The 24,863-nt window shown below is 36.3% G+C and carries 33 protein-coding genes, 2 tRNA genes and 1 other annotated feature; of the genes, 26 read left to right on the forward strand and 9 right to left on the reverse strand.

All coding sequences use genetic code 11. From position 1 onward, the window contains the following. The first annotated feature begins 161 nt into the window (after positions 1-161). Both AC1Z3K_RS04175 and AC1Z3K_RS04180 read left to right on the forward strand, forming a co-directional pair. Positions 162-2,828, forward strand: a complete 2,667-nt coding sequence (locus AC1Z3K_RS04175) for a sigma-54-dependent transcriptional regulator (protein ID WP_461731946.1) — start codon at positions 162-164, stop codon at positions 2,826-2,828. 157 nt (positions 2,829-2,985) lie between these two features. After that, complete coding sequence (locus tag AC1Z3K_RS04180) at positions 2,986-3,549, forward strand: GNAT family N-acetyltransferase (protein ID WP_426080954.1); 564 nt, start codon at positions 2,986-2,988, stop codon at positions 3,547-3,549. Between the two features lie 119 nt (positions 3,550-3,668). Here the strand turns inward: AC1Z3K_RS04180 and AC1Z3K_RS04185 are convergent, their stop codons facing one another. Then, the gene (locus tag AC1Z3K_RS04185) at positions 3,669-4,187 is read right to left on the reverse strand and encodes an LURP-one-related/scramblase family protein (RefSeq protein WP_426080953.1); all 519 of its coding nucleotides are present in this window, start codon (positions 4,185-4,187) and stop codon (positions 3,669-3,671) included. 35 nt (positions 4,188-4,222) lie between these two features. Further along, positions 4,223-5,092 carry a Cof-type HAD-IIB family hydrolase gene (locus AC1Z3K_RS04190; RefSeq protein ID WP_426080952.1) on the reverse strand — a complete coding sequence of 290 codons (870 nt, stop codon included), beginning with the start codon at positions 5,090-5,092 and terminating at the stop codon, positions 4,223-4,225. 282 nt (positions 5,093-5,374) lie between these two features. On the opposite strand from AC1Z3K_RS04190, the gene AC1Z3K_RS04195 reads away from it, so the two are divergent. The 8 genes from AC1Z3K_RS04195 to AC1Z3K_RS04230 all read left to right on the forward strand — a co-directional run bounded on the left by AC1Z3K_RS04195 (position 5,375) and on the right by AC1Z3K_RS04230 (position 11,233). Beyond that, complete coding sequence (locus AC1Z3K_RS04195) at positions 5,375-6,058, forward strand: uracil-DNA glycosylase (RefSeq protein ID WP_426080951.1); 684 nt, start codon at positions 5,375-5,377, stop codon at positions 6,056-6,058. Between the two features lie 151 nt (positions 6,059-6,209). After that, entirely contained in the window at positions 6,210-7,193 is a 984-nt protein-coding gene (gene pta, locus AC1Z3K_RS04200; RefSeq protein ID WP_426080950.1) for a phosphate acetyltransferase, read from the forward strand. Between the two features lie 353 nt (positions 7,194-7,546). Beyond that, positions 7,547-8,020, forward strand: coding sequence for a tRNA (adenosine(37)-N6)-threonylcarbamoyltransferase complex ATPase subunit type 1 TsaE (tsaE, locus tag AC1Z3K_RS04205; RefSeq protein ID WP_426080949.1), 474 nt, complete (start codon positions 7,547-7,549; stop codon positions 8,018-8,020). After that, positions 8,013-8,540: a GNAT family N-acetyltransferase gene (locus AC1Z3K_RS04210; protein WP_426080948.1), complete on the forward strand. Its 528-nt coding sequence runs from the start codon at positions 8,013-8,015 to the stop codon at positions 8,538-8,540. The genes tsaE and AC1Z3K_RS04210 overlap by 8 nt, the downstream gene beginning before the upstream one ends. A 280-nt stretch (positions 8,541-8,820) precedes the next feature. Continuing rightward, entirely contained in the window at positions 8,821-9,108 is a 288-nt protein-coding gene (locus tag AC1Z3K_RS04215) for a TIGR04197 family type VII secretion effector (RefSeq protein ID WP_461731947.1), read from the forward strand. Further along, on the forward strand, positions 9,105-9,464 hold the full coding sequence (locus tag AC1Z3K_RS04220) for a DUF3958 family protein (RefSeq protein WP_426080946.1): 360 nt from the start codon (positions 9,105-9,107) through the stop codon (positions 9,462-9,464). Before AC1Z3K_RS04215 ends, AC1Z3K_RS04220 begins: the two co-directional genes overlap by 4 nt. Beyond that, complete coding sequence (locus tag AC1Z3K_RS04225) at positions 9,465-10,349, forward strand: hypothetical protein (RefSeq protein WP_461731948.1); 885 nt, start codon at positions 9,465-9,467, stop codon at positions 10,347-10,349. 170 nt (positions 10,350-10,519) lie between these two features. Then, positions 10,520-11,233 carry a metal-binding protein ZinT gene (locus AC1Z3K_RS04230; RefSeq protein WP_426080944.1) on the forward strand — a complete coding sequence of 238 codons (714 nt, stop codon included), beginning with the start codon at positions 10,520-10,522 and terminating at the stop codon, positions 11,231-11,233. Positions 11,234-11,329: 96 nt separating this feature from the next. Here the strand turns inward: AC1Z3K_RS04230 and AC1Z3K_RS04235 are convergent, their stop codons facing one another. Continuing rightward, a complete protein-coding gene (locus AC1Z3K_RS04235; protein WP_461731949.1) occupies positions 11,330-11,584 on the reverse strand; it encodes a hypothetical protein in 255 nt (84 codons plus the stop codon). Positions 11,585-11,914: 330 nt separating this feature from the next. Here AC1Z3K_RS04235 and AC1Z3K_RS04240 point away from each other — a divergent pair, with 330 nt between their 5' ends. Beyond that, positions 11,915-12,904 (forward strand): HD domain-containing protein, encoded by a 990-nt coding sequence (locus AC1Z3K_RS04240; protein ID WP_461731950.1) that lies wholly within the window; start codon positions 11,915-11,917, stop codon positions 12,902-12,904. Positions 12,905-13,425: 521 nt separating this feature from the next. Here AC1Z3K_RS04240 and AC1Z3K_RS04245 read toward each other — a convergent pair. Together AC1Z3K_RS04245 and AC1Z3K_RS04250 are read right to left on the reverse strand one after the other, a co-directional pair. Next, positions 13,426-13,499: transfer RNA gene (locus AC1Z3K_RS04245), tRNA-Arg, on the reverse strand. Between the two features lie 333 nt (positions 13,500-13,832). Then, on the reverse strand, positions 13,833-14,135 hold the full coding sequence (locus AC1Z3K_RS04250) for a DUF898 family protein (RefSeq protein WP_461731951.1): 303 nt from the start codon (positions 14,133-14,135) through the stop codon (positions 13,833-13,835). 194 nt (positions 14,136-14,329) lie between these two features. Further along, positions 14,330-14,403, forward strand: a sequence feature (ribosomal protein L21 leader region). Between the two features lie 19 nt (positions 14,404-14,422). Here AC1Z3K_RS04250 and rplU point away from each other — a divergent pair. The 3 genes from rplU to rpmA are packed head-to-tail and all read left to right on the forward strand — an operon-like array spanning position 14,423 to position 15,397. Continuing rightward, complete coding sequence (rplU, locus tag AC1Z3K_RS04255; protein ID WP_426080933.1) at positions 14,423-14,731, forward strand: 50S ribosomal protein L21; 309 nt, start codon at positions 14,423-14,425, stop codon at positions 14,729-14,731. A 29-nt stretch (positions 14,732-14,760) separates the two neighbouring features. Beyond that, on the forward strand, positions 14,761-15,099 hold the full coding sequence (locus AC1Z3K_RS04260; RefSeq protein WP_461731952.1) for a ribosomal-processing cysteine protease Prp: 339 nt from the start codon (positions 14,761-14,763) through the stop codon (positions 15,097-15,099). Between the two features lie 13 nt (positions 15,100-15,112). Further along, entirely contained in the window at positions 15,113-15,397 is a 285-nt protein-coding gene (rpmA, locus tag AC1Z3K_RS04265; protein ID WP_202064294.1) for a 50S ribosomal protein L27, read from the forward strand. Positions 15,398-15,490: 93 nt separating this feature from the next. Here rpmA and AC1Z3K_RS04270 read toward each other — a convergent pair whose 3' ends face one another. The 3 genes from AC1Z3K_RS04270 to AC1Z3K_RS04280 form a co-directional block, all read right to left on the reverse strand. Next, the gene (locus AC1Z3K_RS04270; RefSeq protein WP_461731953.1) at positions 15,491-16,663 is read right to left on the reverse strand and encodes a tyrosine-type recombinase/integrase; all 1,173 of its coding nucleotides are present in this window, start codon (positions 16,661-16,663) and stop codon (positions 15,491-15,493) included. A gap of 76 nt (positions 16,664-16,739) precedes the next feature. Continuing rightward, positions 16,740-17,261 (reverse strand): hypothetical protein, encoded by a 522-nt coding sequence (locus AC1Z3K_RS04275; protein ID WP_461731954.1) that lies wholly within the window; start codon positions 17,259-17,261, stop codon positions 16,740-16,742. Positions 17,262-17,387: 126 nt separating this feature from the next. Beyond that, positions 17,388-18,035, reverse strand: a complete 648-nt coding sequence (locus AC1Z3K_RS04280; RefSeq protein WP_461731955.1) for a helix-turn-helix domain-containing protein — start codon at positions 18,033-18,035, stop codon at positions 17,388-17,390. A gap of 418 nt (positions 18,036-18,453) precedes the next feature. On the opposite strand from AC1Z3K_RS04280, the gene AC1Z3K_RS04285 reads away from it, so the two are divergent. From AC1Z3K_RS04285 to AC1Z3K_RS04295, 3 genes are read left to right on the forward strand one after another with little or no spacing between them, the layout of a single operon-like run. Continuing rightward, on the forward strand, positions 18,454-18,648 hold the full coding sequence (locus tag AC1Z3K_RS04285; protein ID WP_461731956.1) for a hypothetical protein: 195 nt from the start codon (positions 18,454-18,456) through the stop codon (positions 18,646-18,648). Next, complete coding sequence (locus AC1Z3K_RS04290; protein WP_461731957.1) at positions 18,645-18,803, forward strand: hypothetical protein; 159 nt, start codon at positions 18,645-18,647, stop codon at positions 18,801-18,803. Before AC1Z3K_RS04285 ends, AC1Z3K_RS04290 begins: the two co-directional genes overlap by 4 nt. Then, positions 18,776-18,961 carry a hypothetical protein gene (locus tag AC1Z3K_RS04295; protein WP_461731958.1) on the forward strand — a complete coding sequence of 62 codons (186 nt, stop codon included), beginning with the start codon at positions 18,776-18,778 and terminating at the stop codon, positions 18,959-18,961. The genes AC1Z3K_RS04290 and AC1Z3K_RS04295 overlap by 28 nt, the downstream gene beginning before the upstream one ends. Before the next feature lie 465 nt (positions 18,962-19,426). Here AC1Z3K_RS04295 and AC1Z3K_RS04300 read toward each other — a convergent pair whose 3' ends face one another. Next, positions 19,427-19,651 (reverse strand): hypothetical protein, encoded by a 225-nt coding sequence (locus tag AC1Z3K_RS04300; protein WP_461731846.1) that lies wholly within the window; start codon positions 19,649-19,651, stop codon positions 19,427-19,429. 387 nt (positions 19,652-20,038) lie between these two features. Between AC1Z3K_RS04300 and AC1Z3K_RS04305 the strand changes: the two genes are divergently transcribed. The 9 genes from AC1Z3K_RS04305 (at position 20,039) to AC1Z3K_RS04345 (ending at position 24,821) form a co-directional block, all read left to right on the forward strand. Next, on the forward strand, positions 20,039-20,539 hold the full coding sequence (locus AC1Z3K_RS04305) for an ArpU family phage packaging/lysis transcriptional regulator (protein WP_461731959.1): 501 nt from the start codon (positions 20,039-20,041) through the stop codon (positions 20,537-20,539). 422 nt (positions 20,540-20,961) lie between these two features. Next, positions 20,962-21,441 carry a hypothetical protein gene (locus AC1Z3K_RS04310; RefSeq protein WP_461731960.1) on the forward strand — a complete coding sequence of 160 codons (480 nt, stop codon included), beginning with the start codon at positions 20,962-20,964 and terminating at the stop codon, positions 21,439-21,441. A gap of 94 nt (positions 21,442-21,535) precedes the next feature. Beyond that, positions 21,536-21,850: a hypothetical protein gene (locus tag AC1Z3K_RS04315; RefSeq protein ID WP_461731961.1), complete on the forward strand. Its 315-nt coding sequence runs from the start codon at positions 21,536-21,538 to the stop codon at positions 21,848-21,850. Continuing rightward, entirely contained in the window at positions 21,843-22,154 is a 312-nt protein-coding gene (locus AC1Z3K_RS04320) for an HNH endonuclease (RefSeq protein WP_461731962.1), read from the forward strand. The genes AC1Z3K_RS04315 and AC1Z3K_RS04320 overlap by 8 nt, the downstream gene beginning before the upstream one ends. Further along, complete coding sequence (locus AC1Z3K_RS04325) at positions 22,148-22,303, forward strand: hypothetical protein (protein ID WP_461731963.1); 156 nt, start codon at positions 22,148-22,150, stop codon at positions 22,301-22,303. Before AC1Z3K_RS04320 ends, AC1Z3K_RS04325 begins: the two co-directional genes overlap by 7 nt. A 123-nt stretch (positions 22,304-22,426) precedes the next feature. Continuing rightward, positions 22,427-22,984 (forward strand): helix-turn-helix domain-containing protein, encoded by a 558-nt coding sequence (locus AC1Z3K_RS04330; RefSeq protein WP_461731964.1) that lies wholly within the window; start codon positions 22,427-22,429, stop codon positions 22,982-22,984. A gap of 161 nt (positions 22,985-23,145) precedes the next feature. Continuing rightward, complete coding sequence (locus tag AC1Z3K_RS04335) at positions 23,146-24,162, forward strand: terminase large subunit domain-containing protein (protein ID WP_461732063.1); 1,017 nt, start codon at positions 23,146-23,148, stop codon at positions 24,160-24,162. Next, positions 24,114-24,653, forward strand: coding sequence for a peptidoglycan amidohydrolase family protein (locus tag AC1Z3K_RS04340; RefSeq protein ID WP_461732064.1), 540 nt, complete (start codon positions 24,114-24,116; stop codon positions 24,651-24,653). Before AC1Z3K_RS04335 ends, AC1Z3K_RS04340 begins: the two co-directional genes overlap by 49 nt. A 97-nt stretch (positions 24,654-24,750) precedes the next feature. Continuing rightward, positions 24,751-24,821 (forward strand) — tRNA-Tyr (locus AC1Z3K_RS04345). Positions 24,822-24,863: the final 42 nt, after the last annotated feature.

Raw genomic sequence — 24,863 nt, forward strand, 5'->3', positions numbered from 1 at the left:
GTGCCAAAACACATATTCTACTTAAAACCCTTTTGCTAGGAACTTATGTAAGGATTAAAAAAAAGTGTTTTGATTTTAGTGAGAAAATAAAACACATAAATGCAGATAGCCTTTACTTTTTCAGAAAACGCTTTACAATAAAAAGAGAAAGAGGTGAAATGATGAAACGGATGGATATTATTTTTGAAGAATTGAAAGCGCTATATCAAGGGGAAGGAATAACAACGAATGAATTAGCAGAAAAGCTTCAGCTGTCGCGGGCAAATGTCAGCAGTGACTTAAACCAATTAGTTGTGCAGGGAGCAGCAAGAAAGGAAGTCGGAAAGCCGGTTTTGTATCATCCAGTTGTAAAGCTGACAGAACTAGAACAGTTTGTGCTGAAAAATCCTTCATTAAAAATGATTGTCAACCAGGCGCAGGCGGCTATTCTTTATCCACCAAATGGGCTGAATATGCTTTTTTATGGAGAAACAGGCGTGGGAAAATCCATGTTTGTCTCGTATATTTATGACTATGCTAAAACAGTAAAACGAAAAGAAAAGGAGTACCCGTTTATCCGTTTCAACTGTGCAGATTATGCTAACAACCCCCAGCTGTTGCTGGGCCAGTTGTTTGGTATCTCTAAAAGTGCATTTACAGGAGCGGATGAAGATCGAATAGGATTGATTGAAAAAGCAAACGGCGGTATTTTATTTCTAGATGAAATCCATCGTCTGCCGCCAGAAGGGCAAGAGATGCTGTTTACGTTTATTGATTATGGAACGTATAATCGTTTGGGAGAAACGGCTAAAGAAAGACGAGCGACTGTCCAGTTGATAGCAGCCACAACCGAAGCCCCTAATTCAGCTTTGCTGCAAACCTTTCAGCGGCGCATCCCAATGGTTTTAAAGATTCCCAGCTTAGCCGAACGCACATTGGAAGAACGGGCGGGATTGGTCTCTCTATTTTTACAGGAAGAGGCAAACCGGCTGAACGAACCCCTACAAATTACACAAAACAGTTTAAGGGCATTGATTAGCTACCACTGCCCAAACAATATCGGACAGCTGAAAACCGATATTCAGCTCTGTTGCGCTAAAGCATACGCTGATTTTCTACTCAATGGTCAGGATGATATTCGCATACATAGTCCGGAACTGCCTCCTCATATCTTGAATGGCCTTTATCAAGAGCCGGACAAGCGGATTATCTGGCAGAAAATGAAAACGACTGTGGGGAGGTATATTCTGTTTCAGCCGGAGAAATACTCTGTTGAAAAGCAATCTTCCTTTCAGAGCAACATATACAAGCTTCTGAATGAAAAGACAGATGATGTAAAGGCAGGGAAATTGAGCTATGAAGAGCTGGTTAAAATTGTAGAAAAAAATTACCTTTCCTTACAGTTTGAAGAAACGGGAGAACGTTCAATCAAAAAGCTAAGGACTGTTTTTTCAGAACCCTTGTATGAAACCTGTATTCAAACCATTCATTTAGCAGAAGAATTACTGAAGCGCAAGCTAAATGAAAAAATAAAAACCAGTTTGGCTATTCATTTGCTAAATACTTATGACCGTGTACGGCGGGGAGAGCAGCTTCAAACACATCCTGATTATCTTGAAATTGATTTAAAGTATCCGGATTACATTGGTATTGCAAAGGAGTGTCTGCTATTTTTAAATTGTTCATTAGATATTAATATTCCAGATGAAGAAGCTGTTTTTTTGGCAATGTTTTTTATCTACAACAGTGAGGAAATTACTGAAAAATCTGTGCAGGTTCAGGTAGTTGTTCTAGCCCATGGTGCCTCAACCGCTACTTCAATGACTACTTTTGTTAATCGTCTGTTGAATGTTGAACAGGGAGCTTGGGGGATAAATATGGACTTGGAGGAAAGTCCCAATGCGATGCTGCAACGGCTGAAACAGCTGTTGACTGAAAGTAATACAAAAGAAGATTTATTATTTTTAGTAGATATGGGTTCATTAAATAATATTGGTTACGAGATAGAGAAAGAATTGGGCAACCGCTGTGCTACAATTGGTTTGGTAAGCACATCTCATGTTCTTGAGGCAACCCGCAAGGCTGTACTTGGTATCTCACTGGAAGAAATTTATCGTTCAACCTTACAGGTCAATGATTACGCTGCCTCAATCGAGCCAGCAATTTGCGCATCAACCTGGAATGACGAAAAAAAATCGGTAATTCTAACTTTCTGTTTGACAGGGGAAGGAACAGCTGTAACGATGAAAAATATTCTGCTTAGCAAACTTTCTTTAGAAGAAACCGATTTGACTATCATTCCGGTTACGCTGCTTCACAACGAAAGTGTTGGTAATTATCTATCTGCTATGCAGAAAAAATATACGGTTCTATGTGTAGTTTCCTCTTTACCAATACAAACCAGTGTCCCACAGTTTCAGTTATATGATTTGTTCCAAAATGAGGCGCTGGTGAAGATACAGGAGATTATTGATATAGATAATACTTATCGGGCAATCGATCAAACCTTGGAAACCGAGTTGACAGAGATTAAGAGTACAGAAATTGTTAAAGATGTAAAAAATATTCTTCCCTGCCTTGAAAAAGAACTTCAGCGTCAATTTCATAAGCGAACAATTTTTGGCGCGATTTTTCATATTTGTTGTCTGGTTGATGGTTTAAAAAAGAACAAGCGGGGAACCTGCTTTCCAGAACAGAAAAAGTACGAAGCAGAATATTTAAAGGAGCATACAGTCATTAGAAAGGTGCTCAATGATCTGGAAAAAAAATATGAGGTTAAAATACCGGATGATGAAATCAGCTATATGGTAAGCCTTTTCATCACTTATCCTCAGGAAATCTTGAATTAAATGCGGGCGGAAACAAGTAGAATACTTTTAGAAAAAATAAAAAAATATTCAGCTTAAAGTTTGATTAAAAGATGGAAAAATAACAAAAGAAAAAATCAAAAACAATGAAATGACCTTGAAAAAGTGTTACACTCACTGAAGAAAGTGAGGGAAACAAATGATTCGTTTTGCAAAAAAAGAAGACGGACCAATGATTGCTCCGCTGGTTCTTGTGATTTTGAAAGATATGGAGCTGGATTTTTTAAAAGAAGTGCCGGAAACATTATTATTAACAATTCTGGAAGAAGCAGCTGCTAATCCGGACTATCGATATGGCTATAAAAGAGGGCTGGTCTATGAACTGGATAACAAAGTAGTGGGAATTGCCTTTGGCTATCCAGCTGAAGATGAGTCGGTTATTGATGAGCCGCTTAGACAGATATTGATCAAATATGGATTGGATATGAATCTTCAGTTATTCATAGATGAAGAAACACTGCCGGGTGAATGGTATCTGGATTCCATCGCAGTAGATGAAGCATACAGAGGCTATGGAATTGGCTCAAAGCTGTTGGACTCATTACCGGAAATGGCTGAAAAAGCTGGTAAATCAGTAATTGGTTTAAGCGTAGATAAAATGAATCCTGATGCAAGACGCTTATATGAACGTAAAGGGTTCAAAGATGTGGCAGAGCGTATGATCAGCGGACATTTGTATGACCATATGCAGAAGAAAATCTAGGCAATGTCTAGCTGCACAAAAAAGCTCTTTAAAAAAATAAGCACAAGTCAGCCTCCTGATACTCTTTGTCAGGAGGCTGATTTGTGCCTATAGATTAAGACTGAACGAACTCGTTCTAATTAGCAAGAACCCCAGCCAATTGTTGAGAGAGGGGAATTGCTGTCTTTCTTTTTATTGTATACCCAGTAATCCAAAACAGCTGCAATACAAATACATAAGGGAGCGTCTTCATCATTCTCTACTTCCAGACAGAAGTAGTTGCCTGAAAATAATGTGGCCTTACTCATTTCCATGATTTTATGATTGTTATGCTGGATTGAATAATAATGATTTTGTATGTCTCCAATTACTGTCCAATGCAGCTGATTGATATAGTAAAAATCAATGTTCAAATTTAAAATCTTTTTGAGCGTTCCAACTTTATCGAAGCCTTTATACAGATCAAAACGAGTTCCGAAAAATAGTGACAGCTGTTTGATACTGGCAACTAGCTCACCATTCATCGCATAAAGAGATAGGGCATCTCCTCTGGTTCCCCAGCGGCCCACCAATAAAAACAATGATTTTCCATCTGCATCTTTAACAATGGTTCGAGTCACGTTGCTCAGTTGCTGCTCCTGAATAAAATATTCAGACACAAAGCTTCACCTCTTTTCAGTTTCACTGACAACTATTACAAATCTTCGCGAATAGCCCGTAAAATTGCTTCACCAACACCGTTTTCCAAGTTCGTTGCGGTTGTATATTTTGCATAATCCTTCACTTCTACCTCAGCATTTCCCATGGCAAAGCTGACCCCAGCCCATTGCAGCATGCTCACATCGTTAAAGTTATCTCCGATGGTCATTACTTCATCCGCTGAAATGCCTTTTTTCTTGGCAATATTGGCAACAGCAATTCCTTTTTGAGCATTCTTATGGTTTACTTCAATATTATTCTGTGCTGAGGAGGTGACAACAACATCTGGAAGCTTGTCTAGCTTGAGACTGACGGGCCCCAAGACTTTTGGTCCCTCAATACTAAAGCCGATAATTTTAAGAACTTCAATATCTTCCCTGTCTATCAGCTCGCGCATATCCTTAACATAGGTAATCTCCAATAAAGACAAATGAGCGGCCGCCATAGCAATTGCTACCTTATAGGTAAGATGGGGCATCGTTGAAGCAATATGAGTCGCAAAATTTTCAATGCGTTTTTCTTGTTTCTCTGAAAAGATTCCTTCATTTGTAGAAATCTCATAATAAACTTCGTGTTGGTCCAGCATATCTAAAACCTCATGGACCGTGTCCTTCTCGATTCCGGCAACAAAAACAGAATTACCATCTTTATCAAAAACCTGTGCCCCATTCAAAGTAATCATAGCACATTCTATTCCAGCTTCTTCAAGAGGAGGCTTCGCCTCGGTGTAAGCGCGGCCGGTAGCCACCATAAATTCTACTCCTTGACGAGCTGCTTCGCGAATGGCAGAAGCATTGTCTTTAGAGACAGCCATTTTTGAATCTAATAAAGTACCATCCATATCTGAAGCAATCAACTTAATCATAAACTATTTCCACCTCATTCAATTTACTTATGTATAGTTTACCATGTTTTGCTATTTATCGTTATAATAAAATTCTCTTGTAAGTTTCTGAGAACTTGGTTATTCTAAATAGGTAAAGTGAAACAGACATTCCAGCAGCTTCAAATAGCGGGCAGAAATAAGCAGCTGTTTTCAGATTGATCTGAATCTAAAAACAGGCAATGATAAATAAAAAATGAATGAAAAATTAGAAAAAACACTTAAATACTAAAAAATCTAGCGAAAGAAGAAGGAGCGTATGAAATGAAAACAATTATTCATAATAGCTGGCAGGAGAAGTTGGAGGATCAGTTTAATCAGCCTTATTATAGTCAATTGAGAGAATTTTTGAAGCAGGAGTATACGACACAAACTATATTTCCAGATATGTATCATATTTATTCTGCTTTGGAGCTTACCCCTTATGAAAAGGTAAAGGTGGTAATATTGGGTCAAGATCCATACCATGGTCCCAATCAGGCACACGGATTGAGCTTCTCGGTGCAGCCGGGAGTAAAGACGCCGCCGTCGTTGGTTAATATCTATAAAGAGCTACAGACTGATTTGGGCTATCAGCCGGTGAATCATGGCTTTCTGGAAAGTTGGGCCAAACAAGGGGTTCTGCTGCTGAATACAGTATTGACTGTGCGTGCTGGTCAGGCATATTCTCATCGAGGACAGGGCTGGGAACAATTAACAGATGCTATTATTCAAAAGCTGAATGAAAGAGATCAGCCCATTGTATTTATCTTATGGGGAAAACCAGCTCAGGACAAAATTCGTATGATTGATACAAGTAAACATGTGATTATTAAGTCACCACATCCAAGTCCGTTGTCTGCGCATAGAGGCTTTTTTGGCTCGCGTCCTTTTTCAAAGGCAAACGATGCACTACTGGCATTAGGAGAAACACCGATTAATTGGCAATTACCGGAATCTGTGTCATAAGACAGATTGCAACTGTTGTAGTATAGGATAAGGACTTTGTGAAAATGTTATCAGAATAAGGGTTTTCCACTAGTACAGAAAGAAAAAACTGTTATTTTCTTTTCAAATAGTGTATGATTGAACAAGTAAAAACAATATTGGAGGGTGTATCGTGGATTTATTCGATAGCTTAAAAGCAAAAGTCACTAATAAGAATGTAAAAATTGTTTTCCCGGAAGCACTGGACCAAAGAATTTTAGGTGCTGCAGCTCGTTTGAAATCAGAAGAACTTCTAGAACCTGTATTGATTGGCAAGCCTGAGGAAATTGTAAAGGCTGCTCATGCACGCGGACTTACAACATCTAATTTTATGATTGTAGATCCAGATAACTTTGACCGTTGGGATGAAATGGTTGAATCTTTCGTAGAGCGGCGTAAAGGGAAGGTTTCAAAAGAAGATGCAGAAAAAATCCTTAAAGATGTAAACTATTTTGGTACAATGTTGACATACATGGGTATCACTGATGGTATGGTGAGTGGAGCAATTCATTCTACTAGCGACACAGTACGTCCAGCATTACAAATTATTAAAACTAAGCCAGGGGTTAGCCGTACAAGTGGAGCAATGATTATGTTCCGCGGTCGTGGCCAGGAAAGATATATTTTCGCTGATTGTGCGATTAATGTGAATCCTAATCCGGAAGAATTAGCAGGAATTGCTATTGAAAGTGCGAAAACAGCTAAGTTGTTTGATATCGAACCAAAGGTTGCTATGATGAGCTTTTCGACCAAAGGTTCAGCGAAAGCACCTGAAGTTGATAAGGTAGTTGAAGCAACGAAACTTGCGAAGGAAATGGCTCCAGAACTGGAAATTGATGGTGAATTGCAGTTTGATTCTTCCTATGCAGCGTCAGTAGCACAGCTGAAAGCGCCAGAATCAGAGGTAGCAGGTAAAGCAACAGTATTTGTATTCCCAGAGCTGCAGTCTGGCAATATTGGCTACAAAATTGCACAGCGCTTAGGTAATTTCGAAGCAATTGGTCCAATTTTGCAAGGGTTGAACAAACCCGTTTCAGATTTATCTCGTGGAGCAAATGAAGAAGATGTATACAAATTATCTATCATTACTGCTGCACAAGCAGTAATGGAAAAATAAATAAAAATTTATTGAGTTTGGGCCGTAAAAATAACAGCCCAAGCTCTTTTTTTGTATTAAATCTGAATATATGGTGTTCTAACGCCCATTTATCCTTTGAGGATTGAGGCAAAGTGAGAACCATAGATAATCTTGGAGGATACCAAAGCTTTGCAAAAAATACTTAGAATGGAAATTCTCGGAACTAAGGGCCTTTAGCCTTTTTTTTATTCAGATTTGGATACTCAATATTAAAGATATTTGTATAGATAGCTGCTATAGATAGTTATTTTGTGATATACTCACCAAAAAGAAAATACAGCTTAGCTCTAATATAAAAGAGCAGCTGCCAAAGCTTGCTGAGAGGAGAGACTATGAAACGAAAAATAGATGGTCTTCTGGAAATGGAGACTTTTGCAAAACAAGTCGGTGCTTTAGCCGAAGCTGGAGACGTAATTATCCTGTCAGGTGATTTAGGCGCAGGAAAAACAACGATGACAAAAGGAATTGCCTTGGGGCTGGAAATCGACCAGATGATTAAAAGTCCAACCTACACCATTGTGAGAGAATATCAAAACGGACGATTGCCGTTATATCACATGGATGTTTATCGTGTGGGCGGAGAAGGAGATGACTTAGCTCTGGATGAATATTTTGAAGGAGAAGGGCTTAGTGTTGTTGAATGGGGTGAACTGTTGGAAGACTATTTACCTGAGGAGTACCTGCTGATCAGACTGGACAAAGATGCTTTAAAAGAAGAACAGCGGCTGGCTGTTTTGACTGGAGTTGGTATGAAGGGAGAAGCTTATTTAGAACGGATAAAGAATGCGGAGGAAGCCAATGGGTAAAGAAGAAATAGAAATAATCATCCGTGAGGCCATACCGGATGATGCGGAGCAGTTAATTCAAGTGTTTTATAAAATCGGCAGTGAAACACCATATCTTGTTATGGATGAGAATGGTGCAGGGGTTGACACAGAAGAAATGGCTCACAACTTGGCTGAACTTTATGAGTCTTTGAATAATGTACTGATGGTGGCTGTCGCTGATGGACAAGTTATTGGAACTGCATCAGTTAAGGCGTCTTCAAAGCAGCGAATGGAACATATTGGTGAAATCGGAATTAGTATTTTAAAAGAATTTTGGGGACTGGGACTTGGCGGACTTATGATGGAAGAACTGATTGACTGGTCAAAAGACAGCGGTATTATTCGACGTCTGGAGCTAACCGTTCAAGATAGAAATCAGCGGGCAGTTCATCTGTATGAAAAGCTGGGCTTTAAAACTGAAGTAGTCATGGAACGAGGGGCAAAGACTGACGAAGGTGAGTTTCTCAAGGTCCGCCTAATGAGTATGCTCATAGACTGAAGGAGCTGAAAAAAGATTTTTTTATTTCGCAAAGTGTTATTGTTTGCAATTTTATTATGAGGGTAGTATTATAACCTCACAACAACTAACAACCCTTTTTATTTTTCATTTAACTCCTTTTCCATCCCTGTAAAAATTACAGGGATGGTATTTTTTTGTTAAAAATTTCTAATAGGATTAATTACTATCTTATGGTATAAAATTCATTCTTTATGTGATATCATTAAATGGTGAAATAAATTTTTAACAAAGGAAATGACGTTTGTAAGGAGAGAGAATAATGGAGCGGATGAGTAATCAACCCGAACTGGTAAAAGAGTTTGTCTCTACAATAGCTTCTTCCCTTGAATATATAAATGAGACAGCTGCAATTGAGCTGGATTATCAGACAACGGTGGCTGCCAGTTTTTCTGCTCAGTCTTCTGTTGAACAGCTGAACGAAATCAGCAAAGAAATCAATGCGCTTATTACACAAGATATTAAAAATCTCCTGAATGTATCATCTGAATTGGAAAAAGCTGACCAATCTATCCAAACAAGCGTCGAAAGAACGGGGATATGGCAATGAAGACAAAAGATGAACTATTATTTGAACTTGAACAGGAAGAAAACAGAGTCGCAAATGCACATTATAAAGCAGAGCAGACGGAACGTGAAATGAACCGTATTCAAGAAGGATATGAAGGGATTTTTCATCAATCCTCCCATTTATTTTTTAAGCTGGAGGAGATGTTTCATGAAAGTCGGTCGAAGCCAGTCTTTGATGAGATATGTACAGAAGTAAAGATGGAGCAGGAACGCATCTTTGAACGAATGGAAGAAGAAAAAGATATACTGATTCGAAGAAAAAAAGAGTTTGAGAGTCGGGAAAATGAGATTTACTACGAAAAGAGACGCATGATGGTTAGGCTGGAGGATATATAGATGAATGTTTCATTATACTTATCTTCTGTTGAACAGCAGTCACACCAGATTATTTCTTTTTGTGAGCGACAGCAGGCTGGGTATAGGGAGCTACAGGGGAATCTGCAGCAGTTTATCGCGGATAAAACACTTGAGGGAAACGTCTATACAGAGGCAAAAAACTATTTTGCTCAACTCTACCTACCATTAATTCACGGAATACTGTTGCTTACAGAAAAAAATGTAGCAGCAAATAAGCAATTTCCGGAAGAATACAAATTTTGTGTCGATTACTGCAGCTTACAATCTGAAGAATTATCAGATGGAATCAGAGAATGGGCAGAACGAATAGAAGACTTAAGAATTCAGCAAGAAAAAATTAGACACTCGGAGCTGAATCCTTTATTAAAAGTGTTTCAACTGGAAAGAGTGGAAATACTGATGGAGCTTTTTTATACTGCAAAAAAAGAAATGGAAGATAAGCTGGAACGTCTATTGTCGTTTCACGCATCATCTCCTCAGCTGTTTGGTGATATTAAAGAGCTGGAAGCGATTGTCTGCAAAGAAATCGAGAGAATCAAACAATTGAAGAAAATAAATAATGTATCTTTTCAAATGAGTCATGTAGAAAAAAGCTTCAAGAAAAATATTCAAAAGCAAAAATTTACACAAAATATTGAGAATTTTCAGAAAATATACAATTTGATAAAGCCTGAGCAGTGGTCTCAAAAAAGCTTTCTAGATTGTATAGCTGTTCTTGCAGTGAAGGAGAAGCGGTTAAAAGCTGTTCTTGGTTGGCAGACTAAAGAAATCAATGCCTACCTTAACGAGCTCATGACAGATTTTTCCAGCAAATCTGAGAAGGAGATTTTAACAAGTTTATTAGCTGAACGATTGAATAAATAGTGTGTGAAGTAAAAACAGATGGATAAGGAAGGCAGATGAGAAAAAACGCATCTGTCTTTTTTATGTGTAGATCGAGGTAATACAGTTAAAAAATTTTTTATTTACAGTAAAATTTTAGTATGATATTATAAATCGTAATCATTACTATTTGTTTTTTAGGAGGAATTTATTTGAAAAAAGGATTTGTTATTGCAGGTCTAGCTATTATTACAGTTATTTTTATCGCAGGATGCGGAGAAAAAATGACTTCCGACAAGGGGAACCTTTCTGAAGCGGAAGAAAGTAAAGCCAGCTCAGCTGGCAGCGTAAAGGAAAGTAGAGACAGCCATACTCATTCCCATAATGAGAGGGCCGCTTCGGGAATTTTTGATGATTCAGAAGTTGAAGACCGGTCGTTAACAGATTGGGAAGGTCAGTGGCAATCTGTATATCCTTATTTGGAAGCTGGAAAACTAAATCAGGTATTTGAGGACAAGGCAAAAGAAAACGTTGAAAAAACAGCAGAAGAATACAAAGAATACTATGCAGTCGGATACCAGACAGATGTTGAAAAAATTGATATCTATCAAAATCTAGTGTCATTTTATCAAAACGGAAACTGGAGCTCTGGGACTTATGAATATGCTGGCTATAGAATTTTAACGTATGAATCTGGTAAAAAGGGCGTCCGTTATTTATTTACAAAAATTGAAGGCGATAAAACTGCGCCTCAATCGATTCAATTTAGTGATCATATCATTGCATCTGAGCAATCTGCTCATTACCATCTGTATTTTGGTGACCAGTCTCATGAAGAGTTGTTAAAGGAACTGGATAACTGGCCAACTTATTATCCGCAGAAATTATCTGGAGAAGATATCGCTCATGAAATGCTGTATCATTAAAAGCTGGAGACTTAAGTAAATTACTTTAAAATTGACGCCATAACCAATCTCTGTTTTTGATTTTTACTTCAATAAATAGTATTAATCTATACAAGCTTACATATGGGGAAAATAGAAACTCACAGAAGCTGGGGAAACAAGAAATTCTTTTTTATCAATGTTTAGTTCGGATGAAATCAGTTCTATAATTGCTGCGCTTTCGTCTAAGGTGTTGATTCGATAGAGCTTGGAACCATAATCCTGCCATTCGCCTAATTCTAGAAGCGCTGTGGAAAAAGAGATATCAGGCTTTCCTTTATCAAAGAGAATCATATAGTCATGGATTGGTTTTCCATCCTCAGTTGTCAACAAATCGTTTGGATTTCGAGAGAGCGTCTTTCCAAATTTTTCATATAACTTCTTTTCAGAGCTTAAATATTTTTGATTAGATGCAGGAATAATTGATTATTTAAAATGCTGAGAATCCCTTTTGAACATGATAGCTAACTCCTTTAAGTAACCTTTTAGATGATTATAGTCCTTTCCCATGAAATTAGCTATAGCCTATAGATTAAGAGTCGACTATCAATGAACTGCTCAAAGGCTCTACTTGTTTGGTTTTTCAGAATATGAGAGAATTTGTATTGAAAAAGTCTGTGGTGGAATGAAGCAGCGGATTCATCATGGAGGAGGGAGTAGAAAATGTACATTTCTGATGAACTTTATGGAGAATACGAAATAGAAGAGGTTTTAACCGCCTTGATTTATAGTAAAGAGGTGCAGCGTCTAAAGGATATTCATATGATTGGTCCATCCTATTTATTGAATCCTGTTTGGAATGAGACGAGATATGAGCACTCTGTGGGTGTAATGCTTCTTGTCAGAAAGCTGGGTGGTTCCGTCGAGGAACAAATTGCAGGATTGCTTCATGATATTTCTCATACGATATTCTCTCATGTAATTGATTTAGTTATGGATAAACAACAGGAAGACTATCATGAGGAAATCAAACAGACATATTTAAGCGAAAGTTCAATTCCTGATATTTTGAGTAGTTATGGCTATAATTATGAGAAAATCCTTTTAGATGATTGTCAATGGACTCGATTGGAACAGGCGGCTCCTCTGCTTTGTGCAGACCGGATTGACTATACACTGCGGGAAGTTTACCGCTATTTTAAAACTGATTTAAATGAGATTCATGATTTTCTCTCAGAGATAGTATTCTTGGAAGACAGAATTGTGTTGAAAAGCGTTTCAGCTGGAGAGTGGTTTGTTAAGCAATATTATAAAATTGTATTAGATTTATTTTATGATCCTTTAAATATGTACGGCTATGAAATCATGAGCCAGCTGCTAAGCTATGCTTTAGAACAGGGTTGTTTATCCACAGAGGATCTCATGAAAACTGAAACTGAGGTTTTGAATAAACTTAAAGCACTTGGAGATCCAAAACTAGATGAACTTTTCTGTATATTTTACATGCAGGTTGCTTTTAAATTAGTTGATGAGAATGAACCCTTTGATATTTTTCAAAAAAAGAAGTTGCGGTTGATTGATCCCTTAGTTGCTGTCGAGGGTGATATTGTATATACATCAGCCTGCTCAATTGATGCCAAGCGGAGAACCGCAGAAGCAAAGAAAAAAAGTGACAAGGGTGTTTACTTACTTGTTATAACTCCAAGCGGATAATGCACATATAGAACCAACGTATTGTTGAGTAATCAATAAAAAAGTAAAAAATTTAGTTAAACGAGCGCTAAATCTTGTCCATAGGATTTAGTGCTCGTTTTTTATTAGGTCTATAATATTTTGTGTTGGTGGAAAATTTACCAACACAATTTTTATACGAAAGCTTCACTATCACTATGTATTAAAGTAAAAAAAGACTCCCCTCTCCCTCATAAAATTTAAACCTTAAAAATTTTATGAGAGCAATGAGTTTCGTTTGTTGTAAACTTCTTCCCGTAGCATCATATAGTAAATAATTCTAGTAATAAGATGAGCAACTGCAACTGTTGCACGTTTTCCCCTCTATTTTGGCTAATCCTTTGATGATAATCTCTGAATCATTGTATTATAGTTCTTATCTTTCATCCTTCAAGGAGAATGAGCTTAACGAATTCATGTGTGTTTGACGTAGAACCTTTTTTATTTTGATAACATACAAAATAAAAAAACGATTGAAGTGTTGACTTCAATCGGGTTAATTACGTGCCAGGAGGGATTCGAACCCCCGACCGCTCGCTTAGAAGGCGAGTGCTCTATCCAGCTGAGCTACTAGCACAAACATAATTTACTTTAAATTAAGTAGTTGCATCATGGTCTCTCTATAAATCAGCAACATCAATATGTTATCAGAAAACGGTGGGAGTTGCAAGAAGAAATTTTAGTTTAAAATAACTTATTTTTTTATGAATCATCCAACTGTATTTTAGACTGGGATTAGTCATTAAAATACTTAAAAGCACAAGCTAAACTTTATTAATTTTCAACTGTTGTGATCACTAGATTACAAGTAAATATTAGGAGCAAAGCTTCTCTAATATATGGAAAATGCATAAATGCGGAAAACATAGAATCAGAAGCTTTGTCCCAAACGCCATTAACTATTTTAATCTTAGTAGAACCTAGTATGGCTAACTTTCCATTGCTCCAGTTTAATCTGTACCCAGAAACCATAAATACCTAATGTAACGATTGTCAGCAGCAGCCATTTAATCCAGCTGCCGAACAGTCCAATAGCTGTTCCAGTAAACTGACAGCGCCGTCCCTCGATTACTGTGTGTTCAATCTTCCATTTGTACATCATGCAAATCCCCCACGGTGCGCAGATACCAAGTGTGAAGAAGCTTACAGCCCAAGCAAGAATACCAGTCAGAATATAGCTGCCGAGACCTCCATCAAAATATGACTCTTTCATTTTTACACCCCCTTAATAAATCAGGTAACATTTTATCACAGATATTTTTATAAAAATACAATTACTTTTTTTTAAAGGTTCCAAGAAAGTAGAGTCCATGCTTAATGAAATCTGAAAATCACAGTCTAAAACACAATTTTTGATTGACTGAACAGGTGTATTTTGATATGATATTAATGTTGTAATTGTGGACTCCACAGCTACAACCGCTCAGAACAAGTTTTTAAGTACGTTTTTGTCGCTTGGGATGGCGAGTCTAAGTCTAGAAGAAGGAGGTGCTGTATAGCATGTACGCAATTATCAAAACTGGTGGCAAACAAGTAAAAGTTGAGGTAGGTCAAGCAATCTATGTTGAAAAATTAAACGTAGAAGCTGGCGAAAAAGTTGTTTTTGACGAGGTTATCCTTGTTGGCGGCGAATCTACAAAAGTAGGTGCTCCAACTGTTGCAGGTGCAACTGTAGAAGGAACTGTTGAAAAACACGGTAAACAAAAGAAAGTGGTAACTTTCAAGTACAAACCGAAAAAACACACTCATCGCAAACAAGGTCATCGTCAACCATATACAAAAGTTGTTATTGATGCCATCAATGCTTAATTCCTGTTTATAGGAAAGAAGGAGAAAGAATGATTAAAGGTTCTTTCAAACGAGATGAAGCAGGTCAAATCGTTTCATTTGAGATTGCCGGACACGCAGAAGCCGCTGAATTCGGTGAAGATGTCATTTGTGCAGCTGTATCAGTTCTTGCTGTCAGCACAGTCAATGGGATTGAAGCCCTTGCAGGATTTGAACCAATTGTTGATGCGGATGAAGCAGAGGGCGGATATATGTATGTAGAAATGTTGTCCGATGTTAATCAAGAACAAACGAATATTTCTCAGATTTTGCTGGAAAATCTCTTACTGGGATTACAGGCAATTGAAGAAGAACATACTGAATTTATTACACTCATAACTCAAAATTAGGAGGTGCAGACATATGTTGAAAATGAATTTACAATTTTTTGCCCATAAAAAAGGTGGAGGTTCTACTTCCAACGGACGTGATTCAGAATCTAAACGTTTAGGCGCAAAGAGTGCTGATGGCCAAACAGTTACAGGTGGTTCTATTTTATACCGTCAACGCGGAACTAAAATTTACCCAGGTGTAAATGTTGGTATCGGGGGAGACGACACATTATTTGCAAAAGTTGACGGAGTTGTACGTTTCGAACGTAAAGGCCGCGACAAAAAGCAGGTTTCTGTTTATCCAGTAGCTAACTAATATTTTTTAATAGGCTAGAATCCTTGTTGTGTAAGGGTTCTAGCCTTTTTGTTTTGCTATTATAATTTTTACCTACGTTTTTACCTACGTTCTTCACAAATTAGCAAATCTTTCCAACTTTTCTGCAGTCTCTTTTCTAGTCTTTTTCGTAACATGAGTATATATGTCCATTGTCATACTTATAGAGCTATGACCAAGACGTTCTTGTGCTTCTTTCATGCTTGCACCAGCTTCAAATAGTAGTGAAGCGTGTGTATGCCTGAAACCGTGAGTACCAATATTTGGCAATCCAGCTTTTTTAGCAATCCGACTAGATCGTTGATAGAGACCTTGCCGAGTATTGTGCTGGCCATCAATTGTTGGAAATACAATTTCATTGTTATTGATTCGGTTAGCAAATAGCATTTCCTTTTGTCGAAGTTGCCAACTCTTAAGCATGCGAAGTGTTTTATCATCTATACTAATCGTTCTATATGAGCTCTTTGTTTTTGGTGATGAAACAGTAAATCCAGTTTTTGTTTGAGACATGGTTTTGTTGATAGTTACAGTCTTTTCGGTAAAGTTTATGTCATTCCACATCAAAGCCGAAGCTTCACCACCACGTAAGCCAGTGTATGTTAAGAACCTGTATAAGATGCGATCATACTCAGCAAAATACTTTAAAGAAGAACTGCTATCTGAGATACTATTTACTTTTTTGTCCAGATATCTAAATAGAATCTTTAGCTGTTCTAGATCATAAGTTTTTAGTTGCTTTTCTTTATTTTTCATTTTTTTTGCCGGTCGTATTACATGTTCAAATGGATTACTATTAATTAATTCTAAATTAATGGCGTAATTCATTATTTGAATGACGTATTGTAAAACAACGTTATATACTTGAAGTTTTTCAGCCCATTTATTAACAGCTGCTTGCGCTTGTTTAAGATTAATCTTGTCAATTGATTGATTTTTAAAGATAGGCAAGACGTGTATTTGCATATAACGCTCTGTCGCTATACTAGTCGCTTCTTTCACTGTACTTTTATAACTTACAAGCCATAGCTCGTACACTTCGTTAAAAGTCGTTGCAGTGGGTTTGCTGAAGCCATTCTCAATTACTTCGTTCTGAAGTCTTTTTTCAGCGAGCACAGCATCTTTTTTTCTTTTAAATTTCCCTCTTGTGGTACGGATTTGTTTTCCTGTTGATGGGTCAACACCTAAATAAGTGTGGAACCTCCATAATTTTTCACCATTCTTTTTTGTATATTCTTCAAAGCTTGCCATTATTATTATCCTTTCATCTTCAGTTAGGCGCTGCGAGATGTTTAAGGAAATAAAAGTAGCATCACTCCTTTCATTATTATTGTTCAATGATGTCTATTTTAAAAGCTTTCTTTATATTTTCAATATTGTATTCCTTGTTCATTAGATTTTCTTTAGAGCTGTATAGCCTTTTATTTTCAATTGTATTAATTGAAATCAATTTCCGTTTGTAACCATTTTCATCAAGAATATCTACAAGTATATAATTATCATCTAGTCTAGATATAATTCTAATAAGGGTTTCATTGTCAAAAAAATATACATGGTAAACAGTAATTGAGCGATATACCATAAATATTAGTAGTAACGAGTATAAAAATGCAACAAACGCGTCTCCTAATTTATTCTCATAAACGAAGTAAGCTGTCAGTATAAGGAAAATTAAAAATAAAATAAAAATGACAGTTGTCCTAATAAATAATGTCAAGATTTTTTCTTTCGTAGTCAGAAATGCGATTTCAATTGTTGAAAAATTAAGATGTGTAACAACGTTGTAAAGAATTGTTCCTCCTAGTGCGATAGCAGATATAATGACTCCCAAATGTTCAATGTCAAACAATGTTTTCCCTCTTTTCATGATATAATATATTTGTCAATACTCATGAAAATGAAGACATTAAGCTAATTGGCATTAGCGGTGCCGATTGGCTTTTTATAAGTAGTGTAATCGAATCTCCCGATAACACTACTTATTTTGTAACAGTGAATCTATTAAGTTTTCAACTATCTTTACTTCTTTATCACTAAGTTTTGATAACTTGTTCGTTATGGATACATAATTATTAATATCTTCACTAACAAGCTCAGTTACAATATCCTCTGTAGAATAATCATACGGAATTCTTTCCCTCGGAACATCATATCCCATTAACCAAGGCTCACTAACATTCAACGTTTTTGCTAATAAATATATTCTATGTTGATCTGGAGATTGGATACCATAAACATATTGTGATAATGCACTTTTTCCCATCTTGATTCCAAATTTTTCTTGATAAGATTTTGACAATTCTAAAATGTCTGTTTGTCTCAAGCATCGTTCATTCATAACTTGCCTTAATCTTTTTTGAGAATTAGATTCATTGTCTAATATTATTTTAAAAGAATTAGTTCCTGATATTTTAAATTGTTGCCCATAAACAAGTGAATAAATGGAGGTGTTGAAAATAGTAGTCATTTTTGATACATCCTTAAGGTATGGTAAACTTGAACCTTTGACCCATTTCGAGATGGTACTTTCTGTCTTGCCAAGTTTCTCTCCAAGTTGCTTCATAGTCATATTATTTTGATCTAAAAAAAAGCGAATCATTCTACCAATAACAATTTTCTCCAAATTATCAACTCCAAACTATTAATTAATGATCTTTGATGAAACTAATTTCTGGTTTCTTAAACTTATAAAGTAAAAAATTAACTTCTTCATTCAATAAATTTGCAATGTTCTCATCTCCGATTTCCTTTAGTAAATCGATATAACGAGATCAAAGATGGTGATGTTAAAAGTATCAAATATGTAAATAAAGATGCATATGATTCCCCACAAGAATTTCTGAAAGAAGAGGGATTAATGCTGAAAGGGCAGGAGGAGCAGGGATAGCTAAAAGCTATCTCTCAATCTTAATCACTGTCAGAAGAGCATCGAAAGTATCTAAATCACGTGATGAATGTAAATCAACAGACGAGTTGCTGGAAAGACACTATTCGATGTTCCGTTTTTATTAGCATCAACGGAAGTCTAGGAGGACTGACTAATGGCGAAACTTAATGAGAATCAAGAGAGCTTCTTATACGATCTAAGAGCAAATTTCAAAATAGATAAATCAGCAGAAACAGCAATTTATAATACTTTTGTTGATACAGAATCATTTCAGCTATCAAACAATGAGTTTGTAAAAGTTATGCAAATATTTTGTGGCTGGGTATTGGAACTGGAGGATAAACAATGACAGAACAGAAAGAACTGCTAAAGAAGATTAATGACTTAGCTTTTGACATTCAGCATGCAACGGCTGACGTGTATGTTTATAAAGCAGCTGAACAAATCTATCATTTGAGTTTGGTAAAGGAAGAAAGATGGATGAAATCAAAGCAGGTGATTTAATAGAATATGATAATCAATTCATTATCGCTGGTCATAATACTTCGTCTGGTTATGTGCGTGTAAAAATTTCTAATTTTAAGCGTACAATAGCAGAAATGGCAGAAGTTAACTTAATCATGACAGCCGAAGAACTTGAAGTGGTTGCTACAAAAATGTAATGATGTTAAATACGAAATATGCGAATAGTGAAAAAGTAGTTAGAGAAGTCGCAAAATAACGTAATTTTTCTTTATGTGTTAATCGATCATAATGAATAATTAGATAATATGTAGTCGTTAAAAATATCGAAAGCGAGATTGCGGCGAAAATACTAGTATAGTTACTATATCTTCCTCTTCTGGAGAAATAGAACAATGTTTTTGTTCTACTTATATTTAGAGCAAGATCAGAGATAAGCCCTAAAATGATGATTCCAATGAGAATCTTTATTTTAATATTCAATTTTCTTACATTTCGTTTTTCTTTTTTCATGCTACACCTCAACAATTCTTTGCTTAACATCAAGATTATAACATACAGAAAGGAGCTGGAGGTTTGCTGGCCAGCAGAAAGAGCTCTTTACTCCTTTCAAATATATGAAACGAATACTAAATTATAAAATAAAAAAAGTTCCCATAAGGGAACTAGACAAACTTAATTGTTAAATCAAAATTCGAATGGTGGATAATTCTCGAAGTACCATTCTTTAGTTTTAATTCTATGAGATTGCCATCAAATACACTACCAATAGAAGAAATTTGATTTCCAATTTCATCAAAAACAGACATCTTTAAACCACCATCCCGCTTGGCTCCTAAGTATCTGTTGAAATCATTTACAATAAACATACCACGATCATAATCGGACATAAAAATAAAAACCTCCTTTTCTTTTAATGATACCAAAGTGAGGATGCAAATACTATATTAATAGGAGAAAACGCAATGACACGAGACATCATATTAGCCGCTTTCCTGATAATCAGCATTGCGGCAGAGTTTATCTATTTAGCGTTTAGAGAGAAAGGACAGAAAAATGACTAACAACAAAATTCGTCAACTTTTGAAGTCTATAACAAAGTATTATTTATTATCTCAAGCGGCTTGCTTATGTTGATTGCTTTAATTACACTGCTATATTTAACAGACGGAAGCATTGTAGGGGGAGGCGTTACCTTGTTATTTTTTGTATTTGTCATAAGCGTGATAGGAATAGTGTATTTTATGGAGAAAGACTAATAAGAAAGAGGCGATTTGATGATGACTTTAGTACCAGAGCTGAACGAAGATGAAACAAAGGCTGAGGTTAGAAAAGTTCTAAAGAAATGCAGGAGCTTGCAGCGTATCACAGGGATCTCGGTTGATTCTATTAAATCGCCTGAGTTTTCAGATATGCCAAAGAGTTCAAATAATCGAAATAATACGGAAAACAAAATGATTCGAATGTTAGAGGATGTGAGCAGCTCAGATATAGGGGGAACGAATCGCTATGTACTAGAAATAATCGATATTGTAAAAGCGTTGAAATCACTATCTGATTTATCAAAGGATATTCTTTATTATTCCTATTGTGTGCCGAACAGACACAGCAACGTTAAGCTTACAAACACTATCAAAACTTTCCGAGAGGGAGAGCTAGGACAGTGGGAAGTGGTGTATTACAGTTTAAGTAGTATCGAAAAGTTAAAAGCGCAGGCGCTGCTTGAATTTGCTGAGGCATATAGACAAGGCGAGTTGCTAGTATATGAACCCTCTTAAAAATTACGGTTTTTTTACGGTTATTTTGCGGTTTTAATAAGGAAAAAGGGTATAAACTGGTATCATGCAACAAGTATAAAACAGTTCGTACATTACATTTCGCTGCTATGTATAGAGAGCCATTTGTAGTCTTGCGGCTGTTTTTCTTACATAGTTAATCATCACAGAGAAGGACACACAAAACAGGAAAGCTTCATGCTGATGTTTAACTTATTTTCGCTCATGGATTGCACCAAAAAAATAATGACTTGTTCAAAGGAGGCCTCATCAACCTCCCTTAATTAATCTACACTTTTACAACAATCCATGAGTGTAAAAAAAAGTGTATGACCACTTATATCAATAGTGACAAAGATGTTGTTGTAGAAAAACTTTCTAAATGTTAATATTAATATATCTTATAATAAGAAAGGAAGTTTTTTATGAAAAGAAAAGTTTTACTATTGGTTTTCAGTTTGTTTATTTTGTTTGTTGGTGGTAGTGAAGTGGCAAGTGCGAGTGAAATACTTAGACCAGAAGTAAGAGCCACACCTATGATTAAAGAAGTTACTTTAGCTTCAGGAGAATCTGATAAAATTAGTTTCTTTGCTATGAATAATGAAACTCACTGTTCTGTGTTTGTACTCAAGTATGCAACAGTATCTGGAGAGAAAGAATCTTTTAGTTATAGAAGACCTAAGGGGTTTGGACGATACGGGGAATACGAAGAAGATTTCACATACAGTTCAGATGGATATATACTAACTAACAGCAACTACATTAATTATTTTACAGGGTATTTAGAGTTTGAAATAACTAATTATTCAGCAGCACCAGTAACCTACCGATTTGGAGTAAATGCTGCAATTACAAAAAAAGGGACCAATCAGGTTACTTATGGAGATTTGGATTTCGAACTATAATTGATTTTAAGACCTCTTAACCGTGGTCTTTTTATAAACAGATTAGATCGCTTATGCGGTCTTTTTTTATTACATAGATTTAGAGGTGAAGAAGTTGAAACACATTGACGAAGTACAAAAAATAAGAGAAGAAAAAAACCTAGACCATATTGCTGCAGCTATAAAAGAGATTATTGGTCTATACGGTGTGACGGTTGAAGAAACAGCTGCTGTTCTTTTTTCAGTCATGAAGGATGTATTGAATGAACCACACAATCAGCAAAAGCTAAAAGAATTTAATGTAGATATCAATGTGACTAGTAAGACAGCGAATGGAGTAAAGACACCACTGGATAAGGTGACAGAAATTCAAAAGCTCTATATAAAGCACTATGCCAGTCAAACAGTATATAAGAATAGCAATGATTGATGTATCAACTAAGGCGGCAAGAGCAAAATTTTATGGTTCCTCTGAATGGAAAAAGCTAAGGCAGGAGAGATTGGCAGTTGATGATTTTGAATGTACATGGTGCAAAGAAGAAGGAAGGGTTACAACAGAAGCTATCTCTATTCTAGAAGTAGATTATATTAAAGAGTTGGATTCATATCCAGAGTTGGCATTGGATATAAACAACCTAAGAACATTATGCAAGGACTGTCACAATAAGCGGCATGGCCGATTCAATTACAGAGGGAACAACAAGAAAAAGAAATGGAGTGATGAATGGTGGTAGATGGAACAGAAGCAATCAAGTATACAGGAGAAGCCTGTGAACATTGTAATCGGGTTCGGGTTGAACTGTTGACAGATGGTGATTTAGTTTGTGAGAAATGCTTGTGGAGTCAAAAGAGCCACGAATACAGATTTGATTTGGATGACTGATACCCCCCACCAAATATTTTAGCTCGAAATTTTCGAATCGGGAAACCGGTGGATGGGGTTAATTCTTCAAATGCAACATGAAAAAGTTACCCTCCCCCCCTCCAGGGGGAGTAGAGAAGGAAGGTGATTGATTTGAACAAAAAGGAAATTGGCTCAAGAATGAGGAAAAAAAGAATTGCAAAAGGTTGGACACAGCTTGAGTTTGCTAAGAAATGTGGGCTTTCTAATAATTATTATTCGAGTATTGAAAATGGGAAAAATTCACCAAGTTTGGATAAATTAAGAGTCATTGCAGATAACTTGGATGTATCGTTAATTTATCTATTAAACGATACAATCGAGGATACTGAGAACCGAGTGGAAAAAGAAATTAGACGGATTGGAAATTTGTTCGAAGATATCCCTTCCCAATCTAGGGAACTGGTCCAAGGGTTAATCGTTCAGGCTGCCAGACTAAGAATTTTGCTAGATGATAATTGGAAAGATATTCTTGAAAATGGAGAATATGAAAAATTCAGTCAAAGTAAGGACCAAGAGCCTTATGACCGAAGAAGGCCAATTTCAGAAAACTATGACAATCGGGATAAAAGCTATCAACTTATCATTAAGCAGCTCACTGAACTTCTTCCAGCCAGTAAAGGAAAGAAAACAGATAATAAATCCAAGTTGCTGGGTAGATAGCCATGTTAAAAAATAAGTATGTAGAAGCATATATCTCCAAATGGAAGTCTGGAGAGATAATACTCAATAAAAAAAGAGAACAGCTAGTTAAATTAATAGAAGCCGAAATTTTACCAAGGGATGATCTTTTTTATTTTGATGATGAACAGATTTAAGACTATATTACCTTCAGTGAAAAATGGTATTTTGAATTAGATGAGTGGGAGACGTTTATTGCTCCATTCATCTTTTTGTTTTACAAAGAAGATGACGAAATAGTCTTTGATGAGTTCCTGATAACTATGGGGCGTGGTGGAGGTAAAAATGGTTTTATCTCCACATTAGCAAATTATTTTATCAGTCCACTACATGGCATCGATTATTATGATGTCTCCATTGTTGCTAACTCAGAAAAACAAGCGAAGAGAAGTTTTACAGAATGCTACCGAGTAATCACCAAAAAGGGTAACGAAGATTTAGCAGAAGAATTCGAAGCATATAAAAGTAGCATAACAAGTCGAACGACTCAGAGTGTTTTTGAATATAAAACAAGCAATGCAAGTTCTCAGGATGGAGGACGTGAGGGTGCAGTTATATATGATGAAATTCATGAGATGGAGAACACAGAAATTGTTGATGTATTTTCTGGCGGGCTAGGAAAAGTTGATTGTGGAAGACAATTCTTTATTGGAACAAAAGGATTTGTTAGAGAAGGCTACTTTGATATCAAATATAGAGAATGTGAGGATGTTCTTAATGGCTTAGTTCCATTTAGAGGGACATTCCCGTTTATTTGTGAGCTAGACAGCATTGAAGAAATGGATAATCCAAAAATTTGGGCAAAAGCAAACCCTGCTCTGCAGGAACCCATGAATAAACGTGGAAAACGACTTTTCACAAAAGTTTTAAAGCAATATAGAAAGCTGGCAACTGAGCCTTCTGGTCGTTCGTCTTTTGTTACGAAAAGAATGAATTTCCTTGAGGACAATATGGAAAATTCTGTTGCGACCAGGGAAGAGATGACTGCAACAAACAGAGAATTCTTTGACTTGAAAGGAGTTCCAATCGGGGCATTTGACTTTGGGAGTGTTCGAGATTTTACTACTTGCGGCTTGCTGTTCAAACAGAAAGATGAGTATGTGTTTAAATCATTAGAGATGCTGGTGCTGTTCCTTATGATTATCTTTATAGTACAGTAACCTTAGCTGGCTATTTACAAAAAAATGGATACAAACGAATTTCTGTAAATCAGGATTGGGATGCAGAAGCGGGAGATATCATTCTAATGAGCTGGGGAAATGATATGTCAACAAGCGGTGGCGCTGGTGGTCATGTTGGCGTTATGAAAGATTCAATTAGATTTATCAGTGTTGACTATTGGACTGGCGGCAATCCAGGTACTGCTGTTTCTGAGCACGTTTGGAATAACTACTATGCTGTACAACGTCCGAACTATATCGAGGTCTGGCGACTTGCTGCAGGAAGCACTAGCAACGGTTTTGCAGTAGGTCAAAAAGTAAAATTATTGAATCACGCTACACAATACCAAACTTTAGAACGTATTCCGTCTTGGGTTAAGAATAAGACCTATACTGTTCAGCAAGTGAAAACTGTAAATAATCCGAATTCTAAAAGAGCATATCTTCTAAAAGAGATTCACAGTTGGGTGCTTCAACAAGATCTTGAATAACGATTTTTTTACAGTGTTGATTCAGTTGGAAAAGTGAAAGTTAATCGGGAGTTTTTTGAGAGGTTGGATCAAAGAAAAAAAGGTATTATTTGATTGAGAACAGGTGGCAGACAGGAATGCGCTTGATGGTAATTCAAGAGAATATAGGTTCAAATCCTATCCTGTTCTTTTTGTACTTTCTTTTTAACTATTTTTGTTTTATATTTATGT

The organism is Enterococcus sp. LJL128 (assembly GCF_056924295.1).